Source organism: Streptomyces sp. NPDC028331 (assembly GCF_055565775.1).
In genome coordinates this window covers 93,233-110,129 of sequence record NZ_JBVHTR010000027.1, presented here as the reverse complement: position 1 = coordinate 110,129, position 16,897 = coordinate 93,233, and the positions used below count along the sequence as shown (strand labels likewise).

The 16,897-nt window shown below is 72.1% G+C and carries 20 protein-coding genes and 1 pseudogene; 8 read left to right on the top strand and 13 right to left on the bottom strand.

The window, feature by feature from the left end; genetic code table 11:
• Positions 1 to 85: 85 nt before the first annotated feature.
• A complete protein-coding gene (locus tag ACZ4SW_RS31230; RefSeq protein WP_468252163.1) occupies positions 86 to 1,249 on the bottom strand; it encodes a carboxylate-amine ligase in 1,164 nt (387 codons plus the stop codon).
• Between the two features lie 410 nt (positions 1,250 to 1,659).
• Between ACZ4SW_RS31230 and ACZ4SW_RS31225 the strand changes: the two genes are divergently transcribed.
• Positions 1,660 to 1,965, top strand: a complete 306-nt coding sequence (locus tag ACZ4SW_RS31225) for a hypothetical protein (protein WP_468252162.1) — start codon at positions 1,660 to 1,662, stop codon at positions 1,963 to 1,965.
• 85 nt (positions 1,966 to 2,050) lie between these two features.
• On the opposite strand, the gene ACZ4SW_RS31220 is transcribed toward ACZ4SW_RS31225, so the two are convergent.
• Together ACZ4SW_RS31220 and ACZ4SW_RS31215 are read right to left on the bottom strand one after the other, a co-directional pair.
• A complete protein-coding gene (locus ACZ4SW_RS31220) occupies positions 2,051 to 2,284 on the bottom strand; it encodes a DUF5133 domain-containing protein (RefSeq protein WP_468252161.1) in 234 nt (77 codons plus the stop codon).
• Positions 2,285 to 2,478: 194 nt separating this feature from the next.
• Positions 2,479 to 2,844, bottom strand: coding sequence for an STAS domain-containing protein (locus ACZ4SW_RS31215; RefSeq protein ID WP_468252159.1), 366 nt, complete (start codon positions 2,842 to 2,844; stop codon positions 2,479 to 2,481).
• 227 nt (positions 2,845 to 3,071) lie between these two features.
• Between ACZ4SW_RS31215 and ACZ4SW_RS31210 the strand changes: the two genes are divergently transcribed.
• Positions 3,072 to 3,494, top strand: a complete 423-nt coding sequence (locus ACZ4SW_RS31210; RefSeq protein ID WP_468252158.1) for an ATP-binding protein — start codon at positions 3,072 to 3,074, stop codon at positions 3,492 to 3,494.
• A gap of 40 nt (positions 3,495 to 3,534) precedes the next feature.
• On the opposite strand, the gene ACZ4SW_RS31205 is transcribed toward ACZ4SW_RS31210, so the two are convergent.
• Both ACZ4SW_RS31205 and ACZ4SW_RS31200 read right to left on the bottom strand, forming a co-directional pair.
• A complete protein-coding gene (locus ACZ4SW_RS31205; RefSeq protein ID WP_468252185.1) occupies positions 3,535 to 4,353 on the bottom strand; it encodes a sigma-70 family RNA polymerase sigma factor in 819 nt (272 codons plus the stop codon).
• A gap of 226 nt (positions 4,354 to 4,579) precedes the next feature.
• Positions 4,580 to 5,206: a TetR/AcrR family transcriptional regulator gene (locus ACZ4SW_RS31200; protein WP_468252157.1), complete on the bottom strand. Its 627-nt coding sequence runs from the start codon at positions 5,204 to 5,206 to the stop codon at positions 4,580 to 4,582.
• 120 nt (positions 5,207 to 5,326) lie between these two features.
• Here ACZ4SW_RS31200 and ACZ4SW_RS31195 point away from each other — a divergent pair, with 120 nt between their 5' ends.
• Both ACZ4SW_RS31195 and ACZ4SW_RS31190 read left to right on the top strand, forming a co-directional pair.
• Positions 5,327 to 6,373, top strand: coding sequence for an aldo/keto reductase (locus ACZ4SW_RS31195; RefSeq protein WP_468252155.1), 1,047 nt, complete (start codon positions 5,327 to 5,329; stop codon positions 6,371 to 6,373).
• A gap of 263 nt (positions 6,374 to 6,636) precedes the next feature.
• Positions 6,637 to 6,825 (top strand): annotated as a pseudogene (locus ACZ4SW_RS31190) (hypothetical protein); the annotation flags it as partial.
• Positions 6,826 to 6,863: 38 nt separating this feature from the next.
• Here the strand turns inward: ACZ4SW_RS31190 and ACZ4SW_RS31185 are convergent.
• Positions 6,864 to 7,139: a helix-turn-helix domain-containing protein gene (locus ACZ4SW_RS31185; RefSeq protein WP_468252154.1), complete on the bottom strand. Its 276-nt coding sequence runs from the start codon at positions 7,137 to 7,139 to the stop codon at positions 6,864 to 6,866.
• A gap of 58 nt (positions 7,140 to 7,197) precedes the next feature.
• On the opposite strand from ACZ4SW_RS31185, the gene map reads away from it, so the two are divergent.
• The gene (gene map / locus ACZ4SW_RS31180; RefSeq protein WP_468252183.1) at positions 7,198 to 7,965 is read left to right on the top strand and encodes a type I methionyl aminopeptidase; all 768 of its coding nucleotides are present in this window, start codon (positions 7,198 to 7,200) and stop codon (positions 7,963 to 7,965) included.
• 25 nt (positions 7,966 to 7,990) lie between these two features.
• Here map and ACZ4SW_RS31175 read toward each other — a convergent pair whose 3' ends face one another.
• Entirely contained in the window at positions 7,991 to 8,707 is a 717-nt protein-coding gene (locus tag ACZ4SW_RS31175; RefSeq protein WP_468252152.1) for an SDR family oxidoreductase, read from the bottom strand.
• Positions 8,708 to 8,783: 76 nt separating this feature from the next.
• Between ACZ4SW_RS31175 and ACZ4SW_RS31170 the strand changes: the two genes are divergently transcribed.
• Positions 8,784 to 9,596, top strand: coding sequence for a helix-turn-helix transcriptional regulator (locus ACZ4SW_RS31170; protein WP_468252151.1), 813 nt, complete (start codon positions 8,784 to 8,786; stop codon positions 9,594 to 9,596).
• Positions 9,597 to 9,620: 24 nt separating this feature from the next.
• Here ACZ4SW_RS31170 and ACZ4SW_RS31165 read toward each other — a convergent pair whose 3' ends face one another.
• From ACZ4SW_RS31165 to ACZ4SW_RS31155, 3 genes are all read right to left on the bottom strand, one after another.
• Positions 9,621 to 11,237, bottom strand: coding sequence for a DEAD/DEAH box helicase (locus ACZ4SW_RS31165; protein ID WP_468252149.1), 1,617 nt, complete (start codon positions 11,235 to 11,237; stop codon positions 9,621 to 9,623).
• Positions 11,238 to 11,324: 87 nt separating this feature from the next.
• The gene (locus ACZ4SW_RS31160) at positions 11,325 to 11,528 is read right to left on the bottom strand and encodes a cold-shock protein (RefSeq protein WP_023544341.1); all 204 of its coding nucleotides are present in this window, start codon (positions 11,526 to 11,528) and stop codon (positions 11,325 to 11,327) included.
• Between the two features lie 310 nt (positions 11,529 to 11,838).
• Positions 11,839 to 12,750 (bottom strand): NAD-dependent protein deacetylase, encoded by a 912-nt coding sequence (locus ACZ4SW_RS31155; protein ID WP_468252147.1) that lies wholly within the window; start codon positions 12,748 to 12,750, stop codon positions 11,839 to 11,841.
• 312 nt (positions 12,751 to 13,062) lie between these two features.
• Here ACZ4SW_RS31155 and ACZ4SW_RS31150 point away from each other — a divergent pair, with 312 nt between their 5' ends.
• A complete protein-coding gene (locus ACZ4SW_RS31150) occupies positions 13,063 to 13,971 on the top strand; it encodes a Gfo/Idh/MocA family protein (RefSeq protein WP_468252145.1) in 909 nt (302 codons plus the stop codon).
• Positions 13,972 to 14,264: 293 nt separating this feature from the next.
• Here ACZ4SW_RS31150 and ACZ4SW_RS31145 read toward each other — a convergent pair whose 3' ends face one another.
• Together ACZ4SW_RS31145 and ACZ4SW_RS31140 are read right to left on the bottom strand one after the other, a co-directional pair.
• Positions 14,265 to 15,245 carry an alpha/beta fold hydrolase gene (locus ACZ4SW_RS31145; RefSeq protein ID WP_468252143.1) on the bottom strand — a complete coding sequence of 327 codons (981 nt, stop codon included), beginning with the start codon at positions 15,243 to 15,245 and terminating at the stop codon, positions 14,265 to 14,267.
• A gap of 75 nt (positions 15,246 to 15,320) precedes the next feature.
• A complete protein-coding gene (locus ACZ4SW_RS31140) occupies positions 15,321 to 15,659 on the bottom strand; it encodes a hypothetical protein (RefSeq protein WP_468252189.1) in 339 nt (112 codons plus the stop codon).
• 115 nt (positions 15,660 to 15,774) lie between these two features.
• Here ACZ4SW_RS31140 and ACZ4SW_RS31135 point away from each other — a divergent pair, with 115 nt between their 5' ends.
• A complete protein-coding gene (locus ACZ4SW_RS31135) occupies positions 15,775 to 16,185 on the top strand; it encodes a hypothetical protein (protein ID WP_468252141.1) in 411 nt (136 codons plus the stop codon).
• A gap of 95 nt (positions 16,186 to 16,280) precedes the next feature.
• On the opposite strand, the gene ACZ4SW_RS31130 is transcribed toward ACZ4SW_RS31135, so the two are convergent.
• Positions 16,281 to 16,814 (bottom strand): PadR family transcriptional regulator, encoded by a 534-nt coding sequence (locus ACZ4SW_RS31130; protein ID WP_468252139.1) that lies wholly within the window; start codon positions 16,812 to 16,814, stop codon positions 16,281 to 16,283.
• Positions 16,815 to 16,897 lie beyond the last annotated feature (83 nt).

The following is a 16,897-nucleotide window of genomic DNA, read 5'->3' as shown; positions in this document are numbered from 1 at the left end:
TGGTGACGGGGCCGGCACGCCGCCGCGCTGGTGGGAACTGCCGGATGTACGCCGGGTCGGAGCCGCTGCTCTCGGTGGTCATCGGTCAGCCGCCCATGCCTCCGGAGACGGGGCTGGGACGGCCGGCGCCGTGAGCCGTGGCCGGTGCGGAAGCCCGCGGGGCGGCCCCGCCGCGGGTCTCCGCGACCATCAGGTCGATGCTGGCGAGCAGGTCCTCGGCCGCGGCCGCCCGCCGCAGCCGGTGCGCGGCGCTGCCGGTGGCCAGGGCCTCCGCCATGAGCTCCTGCACGACGGCCCGGTCACCGGACGCTTCCAGCGCCGGGTGCAGCCGGACCAGCATGCGCTGCAGGACGGTACGGGCCGGAACCGCGCGGCGGGTGACCGGGTCGACCAGGGTTCCCTCGAGTCCGGAGCGGGCGGCTCGCCAGGCCGCGGCACGCAGCCACTCGTGGTGCCCGTCGCAGGCCGGACCGTCCTCGCGGGCCAGCCGGTCGCAGGCGTCCTGGACCAGCGCGCGGAAGAGCCCGCTGATCAGCACGACCGTCTCCGCCCGGGGGCAGGCGTCGCAGATGCGCAGCTCCAGCGTCTGCTGGTGCGCGGAGGGGCGGACGTCGTGGTAGATCATCCCCGCGTCACTGATGACGCCCGAGCGGATCAGGTCCTCGACCATGGCGTCGTATGCCGCGGCGTCCGGGTAGCAGCCGACCGGGCCGGCGGTGGGCCAGCGCTGCCACAGCATGGTCCGCCAGCTCGCGTATCCGGTGTCCGCGCCGAGCCAGAACGGCGAACTGGCCGACAGCGCCAGCAGCGGCGGCAGCCATGGCGAGACCAGACACATGGCGCGCACGGCGGTGTCCCGGTCCGGTACGTCGACGTGCACCTGCGCGCTGCAGATGAGCTGCTCGTCGGCGACTCTGCGGTATTCGTCCACCATGTGCCGGTAACGCGGGTCGGCGGTGACGTCCCGCGAAGTGATCCGGGCCAGGGGGACCGTACCCGCCGCCACCACCGCGAGGCCCAGTGAGGAGGCCGCCGCGTCCAGACGGCGCCGGGCTGCGGCCAGGTCCTTGTACAGGCCGTCGAGCGTGTGGTGCACCTGGCTGTTGCTCTCCACGACCGATCGCTGCAGCTCGGTGGTGAACCCGCGTGTGCCGAGCCGCTCGAGTATGTCCCGGGCGCGTGGCACCAGCCGGCCGCTCTCCACGTTGACCACGTGGAACTCTTCCTCTGCCCCGATGCGCAATGCCACGACTCTCCCCTTGCCCTGAGGCCTGTGCGATCGCCGCTGTCGCCACTGCTGTGCGCCCTGTGGCTCTCGGCACTCCGAGTGCCCCATAGTCACTGCGGCAAGCCTGCTTACTGCACTCTCGTGCCCTGAAGGGCTCATATGAGCGCTCTGCCACGGCTCCGGCGAACCGGTGCGGGTTCCGCCGGGGTGCCGCGCTTCTGTCGAGGCGGCTCCGAAGATGTCGCCGAAGGAGTTTTCAGGAGCATTTTATGTCTTTTCGGATATTCGTCGGTGAAGCGAACGGACGCTCGCGGGCGGGGAGGTGGCGGCACGGCCGGTGCCCCGAGGTCCCGGCCGGACCGACCGGACCGTGACCGTTTCCGCTGGTGCGAGGGCATGGCGTCCGGCGCGAGGAGGGGCACTCGTCCCAGGTGGCAAGGGCGCGGCGTTACCGGGTGGCGGCCTCCGACCGCTGGTGGGACGAGGAGGACGGGCGCCGGCTGCCCGGAGGCGAGGTGCATGCCTGGGAACCCGGAGCCAACCAGACGATGTGCGGCCGCTCCCTCCACCGGTCGCGCCTGGCCGCCTTCCACGGCGTCGACTGGCAAGACATCCTTCCGGAAACGGGCGGCGCCGCGGACGCCGTCCCCCGGGTCTGTCCCCGCTGCGCCTCGGTGGCGGGACGGCGCGACACGGGCGCCCACCGGGGCTGGCGGCGCACGAATCCCCGGCCGTGAGGCCGGCGGTCCCGCTCAGGGCGGCGATGGCAGCCGGGCCGCCGCAACGCGGCGCCGTTTTCCGGCGCTGACGCGGCGCCGGGTGTCAGCGGCTGGTCGCAGCAGACGCACCGCGGATACGGGCGTGACGGAGCTGTCGGTGGGCGACGGCCAGAGCCGCTTCCACATCCCGGGTGCCGGTGGACACGCACAGGGTGTAAGCGACGTCCTCCATCCGCTGGCGTGCCTGCGCGCTGTCCGCCTGGTCGGCGTGCACGGTCGCGAGGGCTTCGTACTCCTCGACGAGGTCCCGGAGCACAGTCGGGTGCGCCATCAACATGGGAGCTCTCCTTCCGCGCTTCCGTAGACCCGGTACGGACCGTGGCCTTCGGTACCCAGTTTCCCGTCCGGCATGCCGCTCCGCCACACGGGGCGCCCGGGACGCGGCCTCGCCGGCCCACCAGGCCGTCCACCGCTCCAGCTCCCCGCGTCGCAAGCCATGACGGCTCAGGGACTCCGCCGTCGCGGATCCCGTCAGGGACGGAGGGCGTCGCGAAGCGTGGGGTGGCAGTCGATGATCGTGTCGATTTCCACGATCCGCAGGGTGCGCATGACGGAGTCCTGGACCCCGGCCAGGCGCAGCCAGCCGCCGGCCTGTGCGGTGGCCCGGTGGGCGGCGATGAGCAGGTTGATGCCCGCCGAGTCCATGAAGGTGACCTGCCGCATGTCGAGCACCACGCACGGGGGAGTGCCCAGGCGGGACATCCGCAGGGCGTGCTGGAGGGGCGGGGCGGTGTCGTAGTCGATTTCGCCGGCCACGGTGAGGACGTGGATCCCGTCGGAGGAGGCGGACGCGACCGACAGACGGTCGGGCTGGTGGGTCTTGCCGGTGTCCGCCACGCTTCGCTTCCCCCAGGTCGTCGGAGATACGTACCGGCCGGTGCTTTTGGCAGGCCGACCTGCATGGTAAGGGCCGGGCGCCCGGGGACGCCGAATCTGGCGGGACGGCGGGGGCGTGGGGATGTGGGCGGTGGGTAGGCGCCGGGGCGTGATGGACGAGTACGAGCTGGATGGAGTAAGTGCCTGTGGGGGAGGGCGGCACCACGCCGGAGGCTGAGCCGGTTGGGATGACGGTGGCCTTGCACGGGGACGGCACCTCTGTGGCCGAGGCCCGCCACCTGGCTGTCCGGTTCCTGGCCGACGTGCAGGCGGAGCACGGGCTGCCGGTGTCGGTCCGTGCGATCGAGGTGACGCAGTTGGTGGTGAGCGAGCTGGTCACCAATGCCCGCAAGTACGCGCCCGGCCCCGCGCTGATGGATCTGCGGATCGTCGGCGACCTGGTCGAGGTGGCCGTGTGGGACTCGGATCCGGTGCTTCCGGTGGCCCGGGCGGCGGATCCCGGCCGGGTGGGCCAGCACGGTCTGGAGATCGTGATGGCCGTCGCCCAGGCCTTCGAGGCGGAGCGCGAGCCGGGGGGCAAGCGCATCACCGCCCGTATCGCCCTGCTGGACGATCCCGGCGGCGGCATCGCCGGACACCGCGCCCTGTAGGCGTCGCGAATTCCCGCTTGCGGGGGGCGGCCGATACCGGTCAGGCGGTGGCGGTCAGGCCGAGCGTGGCCAGGCGGTCGGGATCGGTGAGGATGTCGAGTCGGGTGATGCGGCCCTCCCGAATGGTGAACGACATGACGGACAGCGCTCGGCCCTGGGTGAACGAGACGACGCCGGGCGTGCCGTTGACCAGCACCAGATGCGGGTCCGCAGCGAAGCGGGCGAAGGTGATCGCCTGGGACGCCACGTCGGCCGCGCCGCGCCGCAGGAGACTGGGGGCGAGCGTGCCGCCGTCGGAGCGCGCGACCACGGCGGGGTCGAGCACGGCCAGGAGCGCTTCGAAGTCGCCGCTGCGGGAGGCGGCGAGGAAGGCGTTGACGACGTCGCGTTTGCGGGCGAGATCCGTGTCGGCCACCGGGGCGGCGCCCTGGACCCGGCGGCGGGCGCGGCTGGCCAGTTGGCGGGTGGAGACCGTGGTGCGGCCGAGGACGGGGGCGATGTCGTCGAAGGGCACGTCGAACATGTCGTGCAGGACGAAGGCGAGTCGCTCGGCCGGGGCCAGGGTCTCCAGCACGATCATGAGTGCGATGCCCATCGAATCCGCGATCAGGATCTCCTGCTCGGGGTCGACGCGGGCCGGCACGGTGACCACCGGGTCCGGCAGCCGCACCGATCCGTCCTGCTCGGGCAGCGGATCCTCGCGTCTGGAAGTACGGGAGCGCAGCATGTCCAGGCATATCCGGCCCACGACCGTGGTGAGCCAGGCACCCAGGTTCTTCACCTCGCTCACATCGGTGCGGCTGAGTCTCAACCATGCTTCCTGCACGGCGTCCTCCGCCTCGGTGAGCGAGCCCAGCATCCGGTAGGCCACAGCCCGCAGCCCGGGCCGCTCCGCCTCGAATCGGTCGGTCAAAAAAGAAGAGTTCTCGCTCACCTGTCGTACCCCCGTGCGCCTGGATCGGTCGGTCCCTGACAGACGCTAACGGGTCATCAGAGTTGCATCAGGCGAACGCGGCAACCCCTGCCGACCCGACCGGTCGAGGGCGAGGTCGGCGTTGAGCCCTCCGGGAGGTGGGGCCCGTCGGTCACGCGGGCTCTTGCCCGTCCCGTACGTACGCGCCCGCGCGTGCCGCGGTCGCGGCGGCCTCGGCGGCCCGGTCGGCGGCGACTTCGTCGAGCAGGCCGCCGCTGATCAGCAGCCGGTAGTAGAGGGGGGCGGACACGGCGCGGATCACCTCGTGCGCATCGGTGCCCTCGGGCACCTCGCCCCGCTCGACGGCCTGCTGGACGCAGGGGGCCCACTCCCGGACGCGGATGTCGTAGAAGCGGTGCAGGGCCGCGGCGGTCTTCGCGTCGCAGGTGGCGGCAGCGATCAGCGCCTTGAACAGCGCCCCCTGCCGCGGGTCCGTCAAGGTCCGCTGCACCAGACGGGCGTTGGCCTTCAGGTCGCCGAGCAGCGAGCCGGTCTCGGTGCGCGGCGCGGACTGCTCCGCCATGTCCAGGAGGAGGTCGGCCACCAGCCCCGTCACGGTCGCCCAGCGGCGGTAGACGGTCGTCTTGCCCACACCGGCGCGGCGTGCGATGTCGGCCAGGTCCAGGCGAGTGAAGCCCTGTTCGGTCAGGGCGTCTTCGGCCGCCCGCAGCACGGCCTCCCGCACGCGGGCTGTCCGCCCTCCGGGTCGTACGGTCCCCGGCTCGGCGTCACCAGGCATAACGGCACTCCAGTTCCATTAACTACGGGACCCTGCTACTTTTGGCGGGCGGCTAACGAAACTATAGACCCGTTAGTACGCAACGGCTCTCGGCTCATGCCTCCATGGAAGGGGACTGGTATGGAGTACAGGCGATTGGGTGCGTCCGGGCTCATGGTTCCGGCGCTGAGCTTCGGCGCCGGTACCTTCGGCGGACGGGGCCCGCTGTTCGGCGCGTGGGGCACGACCGACGCGCAGGAGGCGCGTCGCCTGGTGGACATCTGCCTGGACGCCGGCATCACGATGTTCGACACCGCTGACGTCTACTCCGCGGGCGCTTCCGAGGAGGTGCTGGGGGAGGCGATCAAGGGCCGCCGGGACCAGGTGATCGTCTCCACCAAGACCGGCCTGCCGATGGGAGACCGACCGGGCGACGCGGGCTCCTCCCGGTCCCGCCTGATCACCGCCTGCGAAGACGCCCTGCGCAGGCTGGGCACCGACCATCTCGACCTGTTCCAACTCCACGCCTTCGACGCCGGGACACCGGTCGAAGAGGTGCTGGCCGCACTCGACACCCTCGTGCAGGCGGGAAAGGTGCGCTACGTCGGTGTCTCCAACTTCTCCGGCTGGCAGGTGATGAAGTCCCTCGCGACCGCGGAGAAGTACGGCCGCCCGCGCTATGCGGCCCACCAGGTGTACTACTCCCTCATCGGCCGCGACTACGAGTGGGAGCTCATGCCGCTCGCCCTCGACCAGGGGCTCGGCGCGATCGTCTGGAGCCCGCTCGGCTGGGGCCGCCTCACCGGCAAGATCCGGCGCGGCGTACCGCTGCCGCCCGACAGCCGACTGCACCGCACCGCCGACTACGGCCCGCCCGTCGCCGACGAACACCTTTACGGCGTGGTGGACGCGCTGGAGGAGATCGCAGAGGAGACGGGCAAGGCTGTGCCGCAGATCGCCATCAACTGGCTGCTCCAGCGGCCGACCGTGTCCTCGGTCATCATCGGCGCCCGAAATGAGCAGCAGTTGCGCCAGAACCTCGGCGCCGTCGGCTGGAGCCTCACTCCCGAGCAGATGGCGAAACTCGATGCGGCGAGTCATCGGGCGGCGCCCTACCCGTACTTCCCCTACGAGCGGCAGGAAGGGTTCGCCCGCCTGAACCCGCCGGTGTTCGCCGCGCCACGCTGAGAAAGGCTCCTGGACGGTGTCCGCCGGCCGGCAGTCGTCGCCCTGCACCTCCTCTTCCCGGACGAGCCCAGCCCGCGCCCGCGCATCACCTCCGCGGGGCACTGGTCGCCGGCCGCGGCCCAAGCTCGTCGGCCGCCCCGCATCATCACGCCAAGGACCCCCGGAGCGCGCCCCGTTGGAGTCGACGGCGAGTGCGAGTCGGCATGGTCCGCATTGTCGGCAGCCGGTCACCGTCGTCGCGCTTCCGGCGGTCGAGCCCCGCTCCCTCCGAGCGGTTCCCGCGTCCCTGGACCGTCACCATCCGGGTGCCGGGCGCGCCTGCCGACCGCGCCCCCGCAACGAGCGCTGCGAAGGCGGCCGACGTACTGGCCGCCTTCCTGACGGCCCTTCACCGAGCTGCCCCCCAACAGCGTCTGCCGGCGGCTACGGCCGAGGGGGCCGCTGCGGGCCGGTGTCACCGGTGCGCGTCGCCCGGCGCCGACGGTCGCCGTCAGGCCGAGAGTGCCGACTCCTGCCAGTCCGTATCGTGTGCGCACGCGGCGGCCAGTTCGTCCAAGGACAGGTGCAGGGCGGCGGCCAGCGCCGCGACGGTGAAGAAGGCCGGAGTGGGAGCCCTGCCCGTCTCGATCTTGCGCAGCGTCTCTGCCGAGACTCCTGCCGCAGCGGCCACCTCCACCATGCTCCGGTCGCCGCGTGCCCGACGCAGCAGCGCGCCGAAGCGCTCGCCGCGTTCCCGTTCCCACGAAGTCAGAGGAGTCCTCACCATGTCCGTGATACTAATACCGGTATAAGAATTGGATCCTCTCGGGGTGGAGTCACAGCACATGGTCGAGATCAAGACGGATGCCGCGCTGGACGCGATGAGGGAAGCCGGACGGGTGGTGGCCCAGGCGCTGGCCGCAACCCGGGAAGCGGCCGGCGTAGGGGTTTCCCTGCGGGCGCTCGACGAGGCGGCCCGCGCCGTCCTGGACAAGGCCGGGGCCCGCTCGCCCTTCCTCGGATACCGGCCGTCCTTCGCGCCCACCCCCTTCCCGTCGGTGATCTGCACCTCGGTCAACGACGCCGTGGTGCACGGCATCCCCACCGACTACCGCCTTCGCGACGGAGACCTGGTCAGCGTCGACTGCGGCGCCCAACTCGACGGCTGGACCGGCGACGCCGCCATCACCTTCACCGTCGGAACACCGCGCCCCGCCGATCTCGATCTGATCGACGCCACCCGGAACGCCCTCGATGCCGGCATCGCCGCCGCCCAAGTGGGCGGCCGTATCGGCGACATCTCGCACGCCATCGACACCGCCGCCCGCAAGGCCCGCTGCGGGATGCCCGCCGACTTCGGCGGCCACGGCATCGGCCGCCGCATGCACGAGGACCCCCACCTCCCGAACCGGGGCCGTCCCGGCCGCGGTTTCCCCCTCCGCCACGGCCTGGTCCTCGCCATCGAACCCATGTTCATGGCCGGCGGCCGGGACACCTACCGCACCGACATCGACGGCTGGACCCTGCGCACCACCGACGGCAGCCGGGCCGCCCACATCGAGCACACGGTCGCCATCACCGACCAGGGCCCCCGCATCCTCACCCTTCCCTGACCCGCGCCCACCGGCCGGCCGGCGTTCACCACGGCACAGGTGTCCCGTCCCAGGAGAAGAACGCGCCGGTCGGCCCGTCGTCCGGCAGAAGCGCCAGCCATACGGCCCCCTGGGCGGCCTCCGCCGGGTCCCCGCCCTCCGCTGCCGCCCGGGCGTTGAGGTCGGTGGCCCGCAGGCCCGGGGCGAGCGCGTTGACCTTGAAGCCCTCCTGGGCCAGCGTCTGGGCGTACAGGACGGTGAGGGCGTTGAGGGCGGCCTTCGACGACCGGTACGCGGCCGCACCGCCGCTGCCGGGCGCGAACTGCGGGTTCGGGTTCGTGCTCCAGGTCAGTGATCCGGTCCCGCTGGAGACGTTGACGATCCGGGGGTGCGGAGAGCGGCGCAGGGCGGGCAGGAAAGCGTTGGTGACAGCGGCGACCCCGAACACGTTCGTCTCGTACGTGCGCCGGAAGTCGTCCGCGCCGGTTTCGGTCGGCGGGGCGAGCGAGAGCGAGATGCCCGCGTTGTTGACGAGCACGTCGAGCCGGTCCACCTGCTGCGCGGCTGCGGCGATGCCGTCCGGGTCCGTCACATCCAGGACCAACGGACGGGCTGCGCCGCCGATCTCCTCGGCGGCCCGCCGCCCGCGCCCGGCGTCGCGGGATCCCACGTACACACCGAAGCCCTCCGCGGCGAGCAGGCGGGCGATGTGCTTGCCGATGCCCTTGTTGGCACCCGTGACCAGTGCTGTGCGATCGTTCATGACAGCAACGGTCCCCCGGCGGCGACCACCCTGCCAGGGACAACCTGTACCAGGCAGCGAGAAGAGGTGAGGCGGCATGGCGCGCCTGGAACTGGCCCGATTCCTGCGGGACCGCCGCACGGCCCTGCGTCCGCACGACCTCGGCATGCCCGCGGGCGCCCCGCGCCGCACCCCGGGCCTGCGCCGCGAAGAGGTGGCCGAACTGGCCCACATGTCCGTCGACTACTACGTGCGTCTCGAGCAGGCCCGCGGCCCCCGTCCGTCGCCCCGCATCCTGGACTCGCTGGCCCAGGCCCTCCGCCTGACGCCGGCCGAGCGCAGCCATCTGTTCCGTCTGGCCGGAACGAGTGCGCCGCCGCCCGCCACCGGCGCCGTACGGCGCGTACGCCCGCACGTGGCCCGGATGTTGCGGCGCCTGCCGGAAACCGGTGCGATCGTCACCGACGCGGCCTACGGCGTCGTCGCCTGGAACCCGCTGGCCCAGGCCCTGCTGGGCGGCGACCTCGGGCAGGGGACGACCAACCTGGCCCGGCGCCGGTTCCTCGGCGAAGGGCGGATGTACGAGAGTTCCAGCTCCGAGGAGTTCGGGCACATCGTGGTGGCACGGCTGCGCCGGGCCGCCGACCGTTACCCGCACGATGCGCGGCTCGCCGCCCTGCTGACCGAACTGCGCACCGGCAGCGAGGAGTTCCGCCGGCTCTGGGAGATGCACCCGGTCCACGCACCCGGCCACCGCATCAAGGTCCTCGACCACCCGACGGCAGGCAGCCTTCGGCTGAACTGCGACGTTCTCCTCGTCCCCGAGGACGACCAGGAGGTCGTCCTGATCACGGCCGATCCCGGATCCCCCTCGGCCCGAACCCTGCGCAGGCTGGCCGCGACGGGCTAGGTGTGCTCCGGGCTGCCGCTTTTCTCACCGGGGATGCGGCCGGTCCTTGCGCGAAGCGGACTGGCGGCCCCCGTTGCGGCCGCCCGTTCCGGCGGTGCCGCCCGTGGCCGCGCCCGGTTCCGCCCGGCGGCCGGAACCGCGTCCGCCGGTTGCCGGAGTGCCACCGGACGCCCTCGGGTCGGCCGCGGCCCGGCGGTCGGAGCCGCGGCTCCCCGACCTGGTGGCAGCACCTGTCGCCGCTTGAGTCCCGTCGCCGTTTCTGCGCCGGCGGCGGCCGGACGGCCGGCCGGGCCTGGTGCCGTTCTGCCGGTCCGGACGGGACGCCGTCGGCGCCGTGGGCTGGGGGACCTCGATGACGACGGGCACGCCGGAAGGCTCCCGCGCGCCGGTGAGGGTGGCCAGTTCCGCGTCGCTCGATGTGATGCGGGCCGTCCGCGGGCGGATGCCCGCCTCCGACATCAGCCGGGTGACGTCCCGTTTCTGGGCGGGCAGAACCAGGGTGACCACGCTGCCGGAGCCGCCGGCGCGGGCCGTGCGGCCGCCCCGGTGGAGGTAGTCCTTGTGGTCGGCGGGGGGATCGACGTTCACGACGAGGTCGAGGTCGTCGATGTGTATGCCCCGGGCCGCGACGTTCGTCGCCACGAGCGCGGTGACCTGGCCGCTCCTGAACTGTTCCAGGGTGCGGTTGCGCTGCGGCTGGGAGCGGCCCCCGTGCAGTGCCGCCGCGCGGACACCGACGGCCAGCAGCCGCTTGGCGAGCCGGTCGGCGGACCTCTTGGTGTCCAGGAAGAGGATGACCCGGCCGTCACGGGCTGCGATGCGCGTGGTGACGGCCTTCTTGTCGGTCTCGTCCTGGACGTGGAGGACGTGGTGCTCCATGGTGGTCACCGCTCCCGCGGACGGGTCCACGCAGTGCACCACGGGGTCGGTCAGGAACCGTTGCACCAGGCGGTCGATATTGCGGTCCAGGGTGGCCGAGAACAGCATGCGCTGTCCGTCCGGCCGTACCTGCTGGATCAGCTTGGTGATCTGCGGCAGGAAGCCCATGTCGGTCATCTGGTCGGCTTCGTCGAGCACTGTGATGCGTACCTCGTCGAGCACGCAGTCCCCGCGTTCCACGAGGTCGCCGAGCCGGCCGGGAGTCGCCACGAGGACCTCGGTGCCGCGCCGGAGCTCACCGGCCTGCTTGGTGATGGACAGCCCGCCGACCACGGTGGCCAGCCGGAGGTTCACCGCCGTCGCGTAGGGGGTCAGCGCGTCCGTCACCTGCTGGGCGAGTTCGCGGGTGGGCACCAGCACGAGGGCAAGGGGTGCCTTGGGCTGCGCGCGCAGTCCGGCCGTGCGGGCCAGGAGCGCCAGCCCGAACGCGAGGGTCTTGCCGGAGCCGGTGCGTCCCCGTCCCAGCACGTCACGGCCGGTCAGGGAGTTGGGCAGCGTGGCGGCCTGAATGGGGAAGGGCGTGGTCACGCCTTGTGCGGTGAGGGCCTTCAGCAGCCCCGCGGGCATGTCCAGACCGGCGAAGTCCTCGACGGCGGGAAGTGCGGGTGTCGTGCTTTCCGGCAGCCGGAATTCCTTCGGCGACGACGCGGACGGCGGGGGTGACGAGATACGCCGGTTCGGCTTCTGGGGCCTGCGGGGCATGGGGTTGTCTGCCTTCCTGGAAACAGCACAAACCGGGGTCCGCACCACGACGGTGCGGACCCCGGTGAGTGGATACGCGTCCGGCGATCAGGCGGGGACGATGTTCTCCGCCTGCGGGCCCTTCTGGCCCTGCGTGACGTCGAAGGAGACCCGCTGGCCCTCCTGGAGCTCACGGAAGCCCTGGGTCGCGATGTTCGAGTAGTGCGCGAAGACGTCCGGGCCGCCGCCGTCCTGCTGGATGAAGCCGAAACCCTTTTCGGCGTTGAACCACTTCACGGTTCCCTGTGCCATGACTTTTTCCTTCTTCTAGGCAGAGGCCCCATCCGGAGATGCCGGAAAACAAATAATGCGCCTGAAGGAGAAACATTCCCGTCAGGCGCACATGGGTTCATGGGTACCACAACTGCAACACCACGACCCTAGCACGGCTCGGCGGCCAGCGGTGGATCAACGAGCCGCGTGGATGAATGAGGCGGGGGATGGATCAGTGAGACGGCGCGTGGATCAACGAGGCGCGTGGATCAATGAGATGCGTGCCGGGCCCCTCGGTGATCGTGACGTTCGCCCGGCCGGGATGGACTGCGGTGACGCCCCACCACCGTCACGACGTCACCGGGGCCACCGCCTCGTCGTCGACGGGGATGCGCAGTTGGCCGGCCACGGCGGTGAGGGCCGCTCCCAGCGGGAGTGCGACCCGGGTGAGGGCGTGCCGGTCGCCCCGCGTCGGATCCCGGTTGACGATCAGCACCGGCTTCTCGGCCTGGGCCGCCTGGCGGACGAACCGGAGCCCGGACATCACCGTCAGTGAGGAGCCCAGGACCAGCAGTGAGGCCGCTTCACGGACCAGCCTGCGGCAGTGCTCGACCCGCTGCGGCGGAACGGCTTCACCGAAGAACACCACGTCCGGCTTGAGGATGCCGCCGCAGATCGTGCAGGGCAGCACGCGGAAGTCCGCGGCCTGTTCGTCGGTGAGGTCGGCGTCACCGTCCGGGTTGATTCCCGCGGCCACCGGGTCGAAGCCCGGATTGGCCTCCTCCAGCCGCCGGGCGAGTTCACGGCGCGGGCTGTAGGCGCCGCAGGAGAGGCAGACGACCCGGTCCAGGCTTCCGTGGAGTTCCACGACGTCCCCACTGCCGGCGGCCTGGTGCAGGCCGTCGACGTTCTGGGTGATCACACCCGAGAGCAGGCCGTGCCGCTCGAACGCGGCCACGGCCCGGTGCCCGGCGTTGGGGCGGGCGCGGCCGAAGGTGCGCCAGCCGAGGTGACTGCGTGCCCAGTACCTGCGCCGGGCCTCGGGGCCGGCGGTGAAGTCCTGGTAGGTCATCGGGGTGTGCCGGTTCAGGCTCCCGCCCTCGCCCCGGTAGTCGGGGATGCCCGACTCGGTGGAGATGCCCGCCCCGCTGAGCACCAGCACACCGCCGGCCCTCAGTGCCTCGGCGACCGGCTCGAGATCCGTGGTGCCCGGCGGCACATCCCCGGTGGGGGTCCAGCTCAGAGTGGGGCGCATACGCATGCCGCCAGGGTACGGAACAGGCCGCAGTCGGTCGTTCCCACCGATCAGCGAGACGGCGCACCGCGCCGCTGCGCGGAAGGCCCGCCACGCCTGCCGATCCAGCGTGCCTCGAACGACGCAGGTGCACCCGCACCGGCGCGCGGCACCCCTGGCGGAAGGCGCCAACCGGCGGGGGAGAGGCCGAGCCGGCCGCACCGACCCCCTGTCAGGGGGTGAACTGCCGTGTCCTCGGCACGTGTGACAGGCTCGGCCACGACCGGACGGATCCTGGGGCCGGTTGCACCGTGATCGTCGGCGTGGAGAGGCAACGACATGCGCATCGGGCTGCTCGGTACCGGCCCCTGGGCTCAGGCGGCCCACGCGCCCGCCCTGAGCGGGCACGACCGACTGGACTTCGTGGGCGTGTGGGGACGCCGGGCGAGCGCCGCCGGGGAACTGGCCGACCGCCACGGCACACGGGCCTACGACGACGTGGACGCGCTGCTCGCCGACGTGGACGCCGTCGCCGTGGCACTGCCTCCCCACGTTCAGGCCGAACTCGCACTGCGAGCCGCGCGGGCGGGGCGCCACCTGCTGCTCGACAAGCCCCTGGCCGCGACGGTGACGCAGGCACGGGCCGTGGTCGACGCCGTGCGGGAGGCGGGCGTGGCCTCGGTGGTCTTCTTCACGACCCGCTTCCACACCGAGCCGGAGGCCTGGATCGCACAACAGGCGGCACTGGGCGGCTGGTTCACCGCGCACGCCCAGTGGCTGGGCGCGGTGTTCACCGGTGACAGCCCCTTCGCGGCATCGCCGTGGCGACGGGAGAAGGGCGCCCTGTGGGACGTCGGCCCGCACGCGCTGTCCGTGCTGCTGCCGGTGCTGGGCGACGTGCGGCGGGTGGCCGTCGCCGCGCCCGGTCCCGCGGACACCGTCCATGTCGTCCTCGACCACCTGGGCGGCGCGTCCAGCACGATGACGCTGAGTCTGACCGCGCCGCCCGCGGCGGCGGGAGCGGCCGTCGAACTGCGTGGAGAGTCGGGGGTGGCGTTGCTCCCGAACGGTTCGGGCGGCGTGGTCCCGGCCCTCGGCCGGGCGGTGGACGCCCTGTGCACCGCCGCCCGCTCCGGTCGGCCGCACCCCTGCGACGCCGCGTTCGGCCTGCGGGTGACCGAGATACTTGCTGAAGCCGAGCACCTTCTGCAACAACACGGCTCGGCAGGCCGCTTGAGCGGCGCCTGAAAAGGCGCCGGCCCTGGTGCCACGCCGGTGCCCTGGGCCGGCGGAGCCGGCTGAGGGGCGCCCCATGGCCCCGCCCGGTGCGGGCGCTGCCTGCCGCGCCGGCGACGGTGGTGCGCGTCGCCACCCTCGCCACCCTCCTGAGCCCCCGTTTCCCCGCACAGGATTCGAGCCCTCGCAGCGGCGCTCCGCATGAGAACGAGCAGCGCCTCGCCGGCGCTTCGAGCGGTGGCAGCGCCTTTTTCAGGTGGCGCCGCAGTTGACGTCTTCGGTCGGCACTGGGGGGTGTGCGGACGTCAGCCCGGCAGGGTGGCGAGCCAGCCGGTCAGGAGCCGGTTCACCTCGGCGGCGCGTTCCTGCTGGATCCAGTGGCCGCAGCCGTCGAGGAGGTGGGAGGAGACCAGGCCCGGCAGCGTGACCGGGTAGGCCTTGATCGCGTCGGCCAGCCATGTCGTGGAGGCGTCCAGGTCGCCGCCGATGAACACCGATGGCTGGGTGATGGGGGCGCCGTCGAAGGCGGCGAGGTCCTCCCAGTCGCGGTCCATGTTCCGATAGCGGTTGAGCGCTCCGGTGAGGCCGGTCCGTTCGAACTCCCCGGCGTAGAAGTCGAGGTCCTCCTCGCTGAGCCAGGCAGGCAGCCGGCCGGTGGGGAACCGGTCCCGCAGCTTGCCGGTCCTGCTGACGAAGTGCGGGTCGGGAGCGCCGGGTCGGGGCATGGTGTCGGCGGAAAAGGCCGCGTAGAAGCCCGCGAGCCAGCCGCGTACATCTGGTTCGATCTCGGCCTCGGCGCGGCCCGGCTCCTGGAAGTACGAGACGTAGAACTCCTCGTCCCCGCCCATCCGGGCGAAGACATCGCTGGGCCGGGGCCCGCCGCGCGGGGTGTAGGGAACGCTCAGCAGCCCCACCGCCCGGAACACCTCGGGCCTGAGCAGGGCGGAGTTCGCGGCGATCGTCGCGCCCCAGTCGTGGCCGACGACCACGGCCGACTCCTCGTCCAGGGCGTGCACCACCGCGACGTTGTCCTCCACCAGGTCGAGCATCCGGTACGCATCGGGCGCGGGCGGCTTGGAGGAGCGGCCGTAGCCGCGGACGTCGATGGCGACCGCGCGGTATCCCGCCGCCGCCAGAACCGGCAGTTGGTGGCGCCAGGAGTACCAGGATTCCGGGAAGCCGTGCACGAGCAGCACCAGTGGCCCGGTTCCCTGCTCCACGAGGTGAATCCGCCCTCCCGGTGAGGAGACCAGCCGGTGGCTGATCTCCGCGACGTGCTGCGACATGCGTCTCCTCCGAAGCCGGTGGTCTGCCGTGCGTCAGGACGGCCGTCTTGCGCCGTTCCGTCGGCTCAACGCCGATCATGCGGAAGGCACGGCCCGGAGGGCGAGTTCGTTTGCTGATTCGGCAAAACCGGCCCTCGCCGGAGGTGGCCGAGAGGGGCCTGCCCGGACCGTCAGGACCAGAGCCGGCTCTGCTTTGACATTGCCGAGCATCGGCACCGGGTCCACGGAGCCGCCGCCGGCGGTGAACAGCAGGATCCCGGCACCGGCCTGACGCATCGCGGGCAGTACCGCCCGGGCCGCCGTGGCGGCGCCGTGGAAGAGGTATTCGACCTGCGGCTGCGGACAGGGAACGCGTTCGTCCGCGGTGAGACCGACGCGCCGGCCCTCCGTGTTCGACAGGCGGCGGCCGGGCACGCGGCTTAGCCTGGGAATCACCGCGGTTGAGCTGATCCGGAAGAGCGCCCAGGCAGCGGCAGGGCCGCTGTCCGTTCCTCAAGGGAGGCGAGGCATGCGAGGTCACACGAGGCTCATGCGCTCTGCCGTCGCTGTCGCCGCCACCGTCGTGCTCGTGTCGGCCGCGCCTTCGCAGTCGACGCCGACGACGATCCTGCTGGATGACCTGTCCCAGCACCCTTCCGCCCGGCCGAGTGTCTTCCTGGTGACCTCGCACACCGCGCTCGGTGGTCTGCGCTGGAGCAACTGGGGTGGGCCGGCCGCGACCGCAACGGGCACCTTGGACATCAACACCTGCCAGCCGACCTGCGCATCCGGCCGCCACCGCGTGCTGGGCAACACCCGATTGGAGGTGAGCGGCGTCCGGATCGACGCCGGGCGCCGCTTCTACCGGCAGTACCGCATCACCGGCCCGGCCCTCACCGCCGCCGACCGCGCTGCCTACTCACACTGGACCAACGCCTACGTCCCCAGCGACTTCCGCTGACCCGGCGCCGGCGACCGGCGGGCTCCGTCTCGGCAGGCCGTACGGTCCGCCCTCGTGCACGGCAGGAGGCCGTAGCAGTGTGCCGACACGGTGCGTCAGGGCGCAGTTCGGCTGAGCACGTCGATGGCCTCGCGCAGCCATTCCCGCTCCGCCGTCCCGGTGGCCCGGGCGATGCGCAGCATGCCTTCCCGGAAGAGGTCCCCGGCCTCCTCGGCGCGCACCGGCTCACCTTCCCGGTAGAAGAAGCTCGACGGGGTCTGCAGGAAGTCCAGGCGGCGGCGCAGCACCGCGGCCTGCTCGGCGGGGTCGTCCAGGTGCCGCAGGAAGGCCAGGACCGTGTTGAACCGGACGTGGTCGGTGATCTCGGCCTGCTTGGGCGTGCGCAGCCGCGCCAGTAGTTGTTCCCGTCCCTTGTCGGTCAGGGACAGCACGCGGCGAGGGGCGGCGCTCCCACCCTCTTCCCTGCGCTGGTCGAGCAGCCCGGCGGCGATCAGCCGGTTGATGGCCGGGTACAGCGCGCCGTCGCTGACCGGGCGGACGTGCCCGCTCAGCGCCTTGATGCGCTCCTTCAGCTCGTAACCGTGCAGCGGTGCCTCGGCGAGGAAGCCGAGGATCGACAACTCCAGCACGCGCTCTCCTCCTTGCGGGCGTCCCGAACGCCATGCTACCTCTAACCGAGTTATCTCGTTTCGAGGTATTGCGAACGAGGACG

Excerpts from the sequence above, each read along its gene's own strand:
- ACZ4SW_RS31200 (WP_468252157.1), bottom strand. The coding sequence starts at position 5,206 with ATGCCTGGTGACGCCGAGCCGGGGACCGTACGACCCGGAGGGCGGACA.
- map (WP_468252183.1), top strand. The coding sequence starts at position 7,198 with ATGGTCGAGATCAAGACGGATGCCGCGCTGGACGCGATGAGGGAAGCC.
- ACZ4SW_RS31160 (WP_023544341.1), bottom strand. The coding sequence starts at position 11,528 with ATGGCACAGGGAACCGTGAAGTGGTTCAACGCCGAAAAGGGTTTCGGC.
- ACZ4SW_RS31205 (WP_468252185.1), bottom strand. The coding sequence starts at position 4,353 with ATGCTGGGCTCGCTCACCGAGGCGGAGGACGCCGTGCAGGAAGCATGG.
- ACZ4SW_RS31170 (WP_468252151.1), top strand. The coding sequence starts at position 8,784 with ATGGCGCGCCTGGAACTGGCCCGATTCCTGCGGGACCGCCGCACGGCC.
- ACZ4SW_RS31165 (WP_468252149.1), bottom strand. The coding sequence starts at position 11,237 with ATGCCCCGCAGGCCCCAGAAGCCGAACCGGCGTATCTCGTCACCCCCG.
- ACZ4SW_RS31135 (WP_468252141.1), top strand. The coding sequence starts at position 15,775 with ATGCGCTCTGCCGTCGCTGTCGCCGCCACCGTCGTGCTCGTGTCGGCC.
- ACZ4SW_RS31220 (WP_468252161.1), bottom strand. The coding sequence starts at position 2,284 with ATGTTGATGGCGCACCCGACTGTGCTCCGGGACCTCGTCGAGGAGTAC.
- ACZ4SW_RS31185 (WP_468252154.1), bottom strand. The coding sequence starts at position 7,139 with ATGGTGAGGACTCCTCTGACTTCGTGGGAACGGGAACGCGGCGAGCGC.
- ACZ4SW_RS31210 (WP_468252158.1), top strand. The coding sequence starts at position 3,072 with ATGACGGTGGCCTTGCACGGGGACGGCACCTCTGTGGCCGAGGCCCGC.
- ACZ4SW_RS31155 (WP_468252147.1), bottom strand. The coding sequence starts at position 12,750 with ATGCGTATGCGCCCCACTCTGAGCTGGACCCCCACCGGGGATGTGCCG.
- ACZ4SW_RS31150 (WP_468252145.1), top strand. The coding sequence starts at position 13,063 with ATGCGCATCGGGCTGCTCGGTACCGGCCCCTGGGCTCAGGCGGCCCAC.
- ACZ4SW_RS31145 (WP_468252143.1), bottom strand. The coding sequence starts at position 15,245 with ATGTCGCAGCACGTCGCGGAGATCAGCCACCGGCTGGTCTCCTCACCG.
- ACZ4SW_RS31195 (WP_468252155.1), top strand. The coding sequence starts at position 5,327 with ATGGAGTACAGGCGATTGGGTGCGTCCGGGCTCATGGTTCCGGCGCTG.
- ACZ4SW_RS31175 (WP_468252152.1), bottom strand. The coding sequence starts at position 8,707 with ATGAACGATCGCACAGCACTGGTCACGGGTGCCAACAAGGGCATCGGC.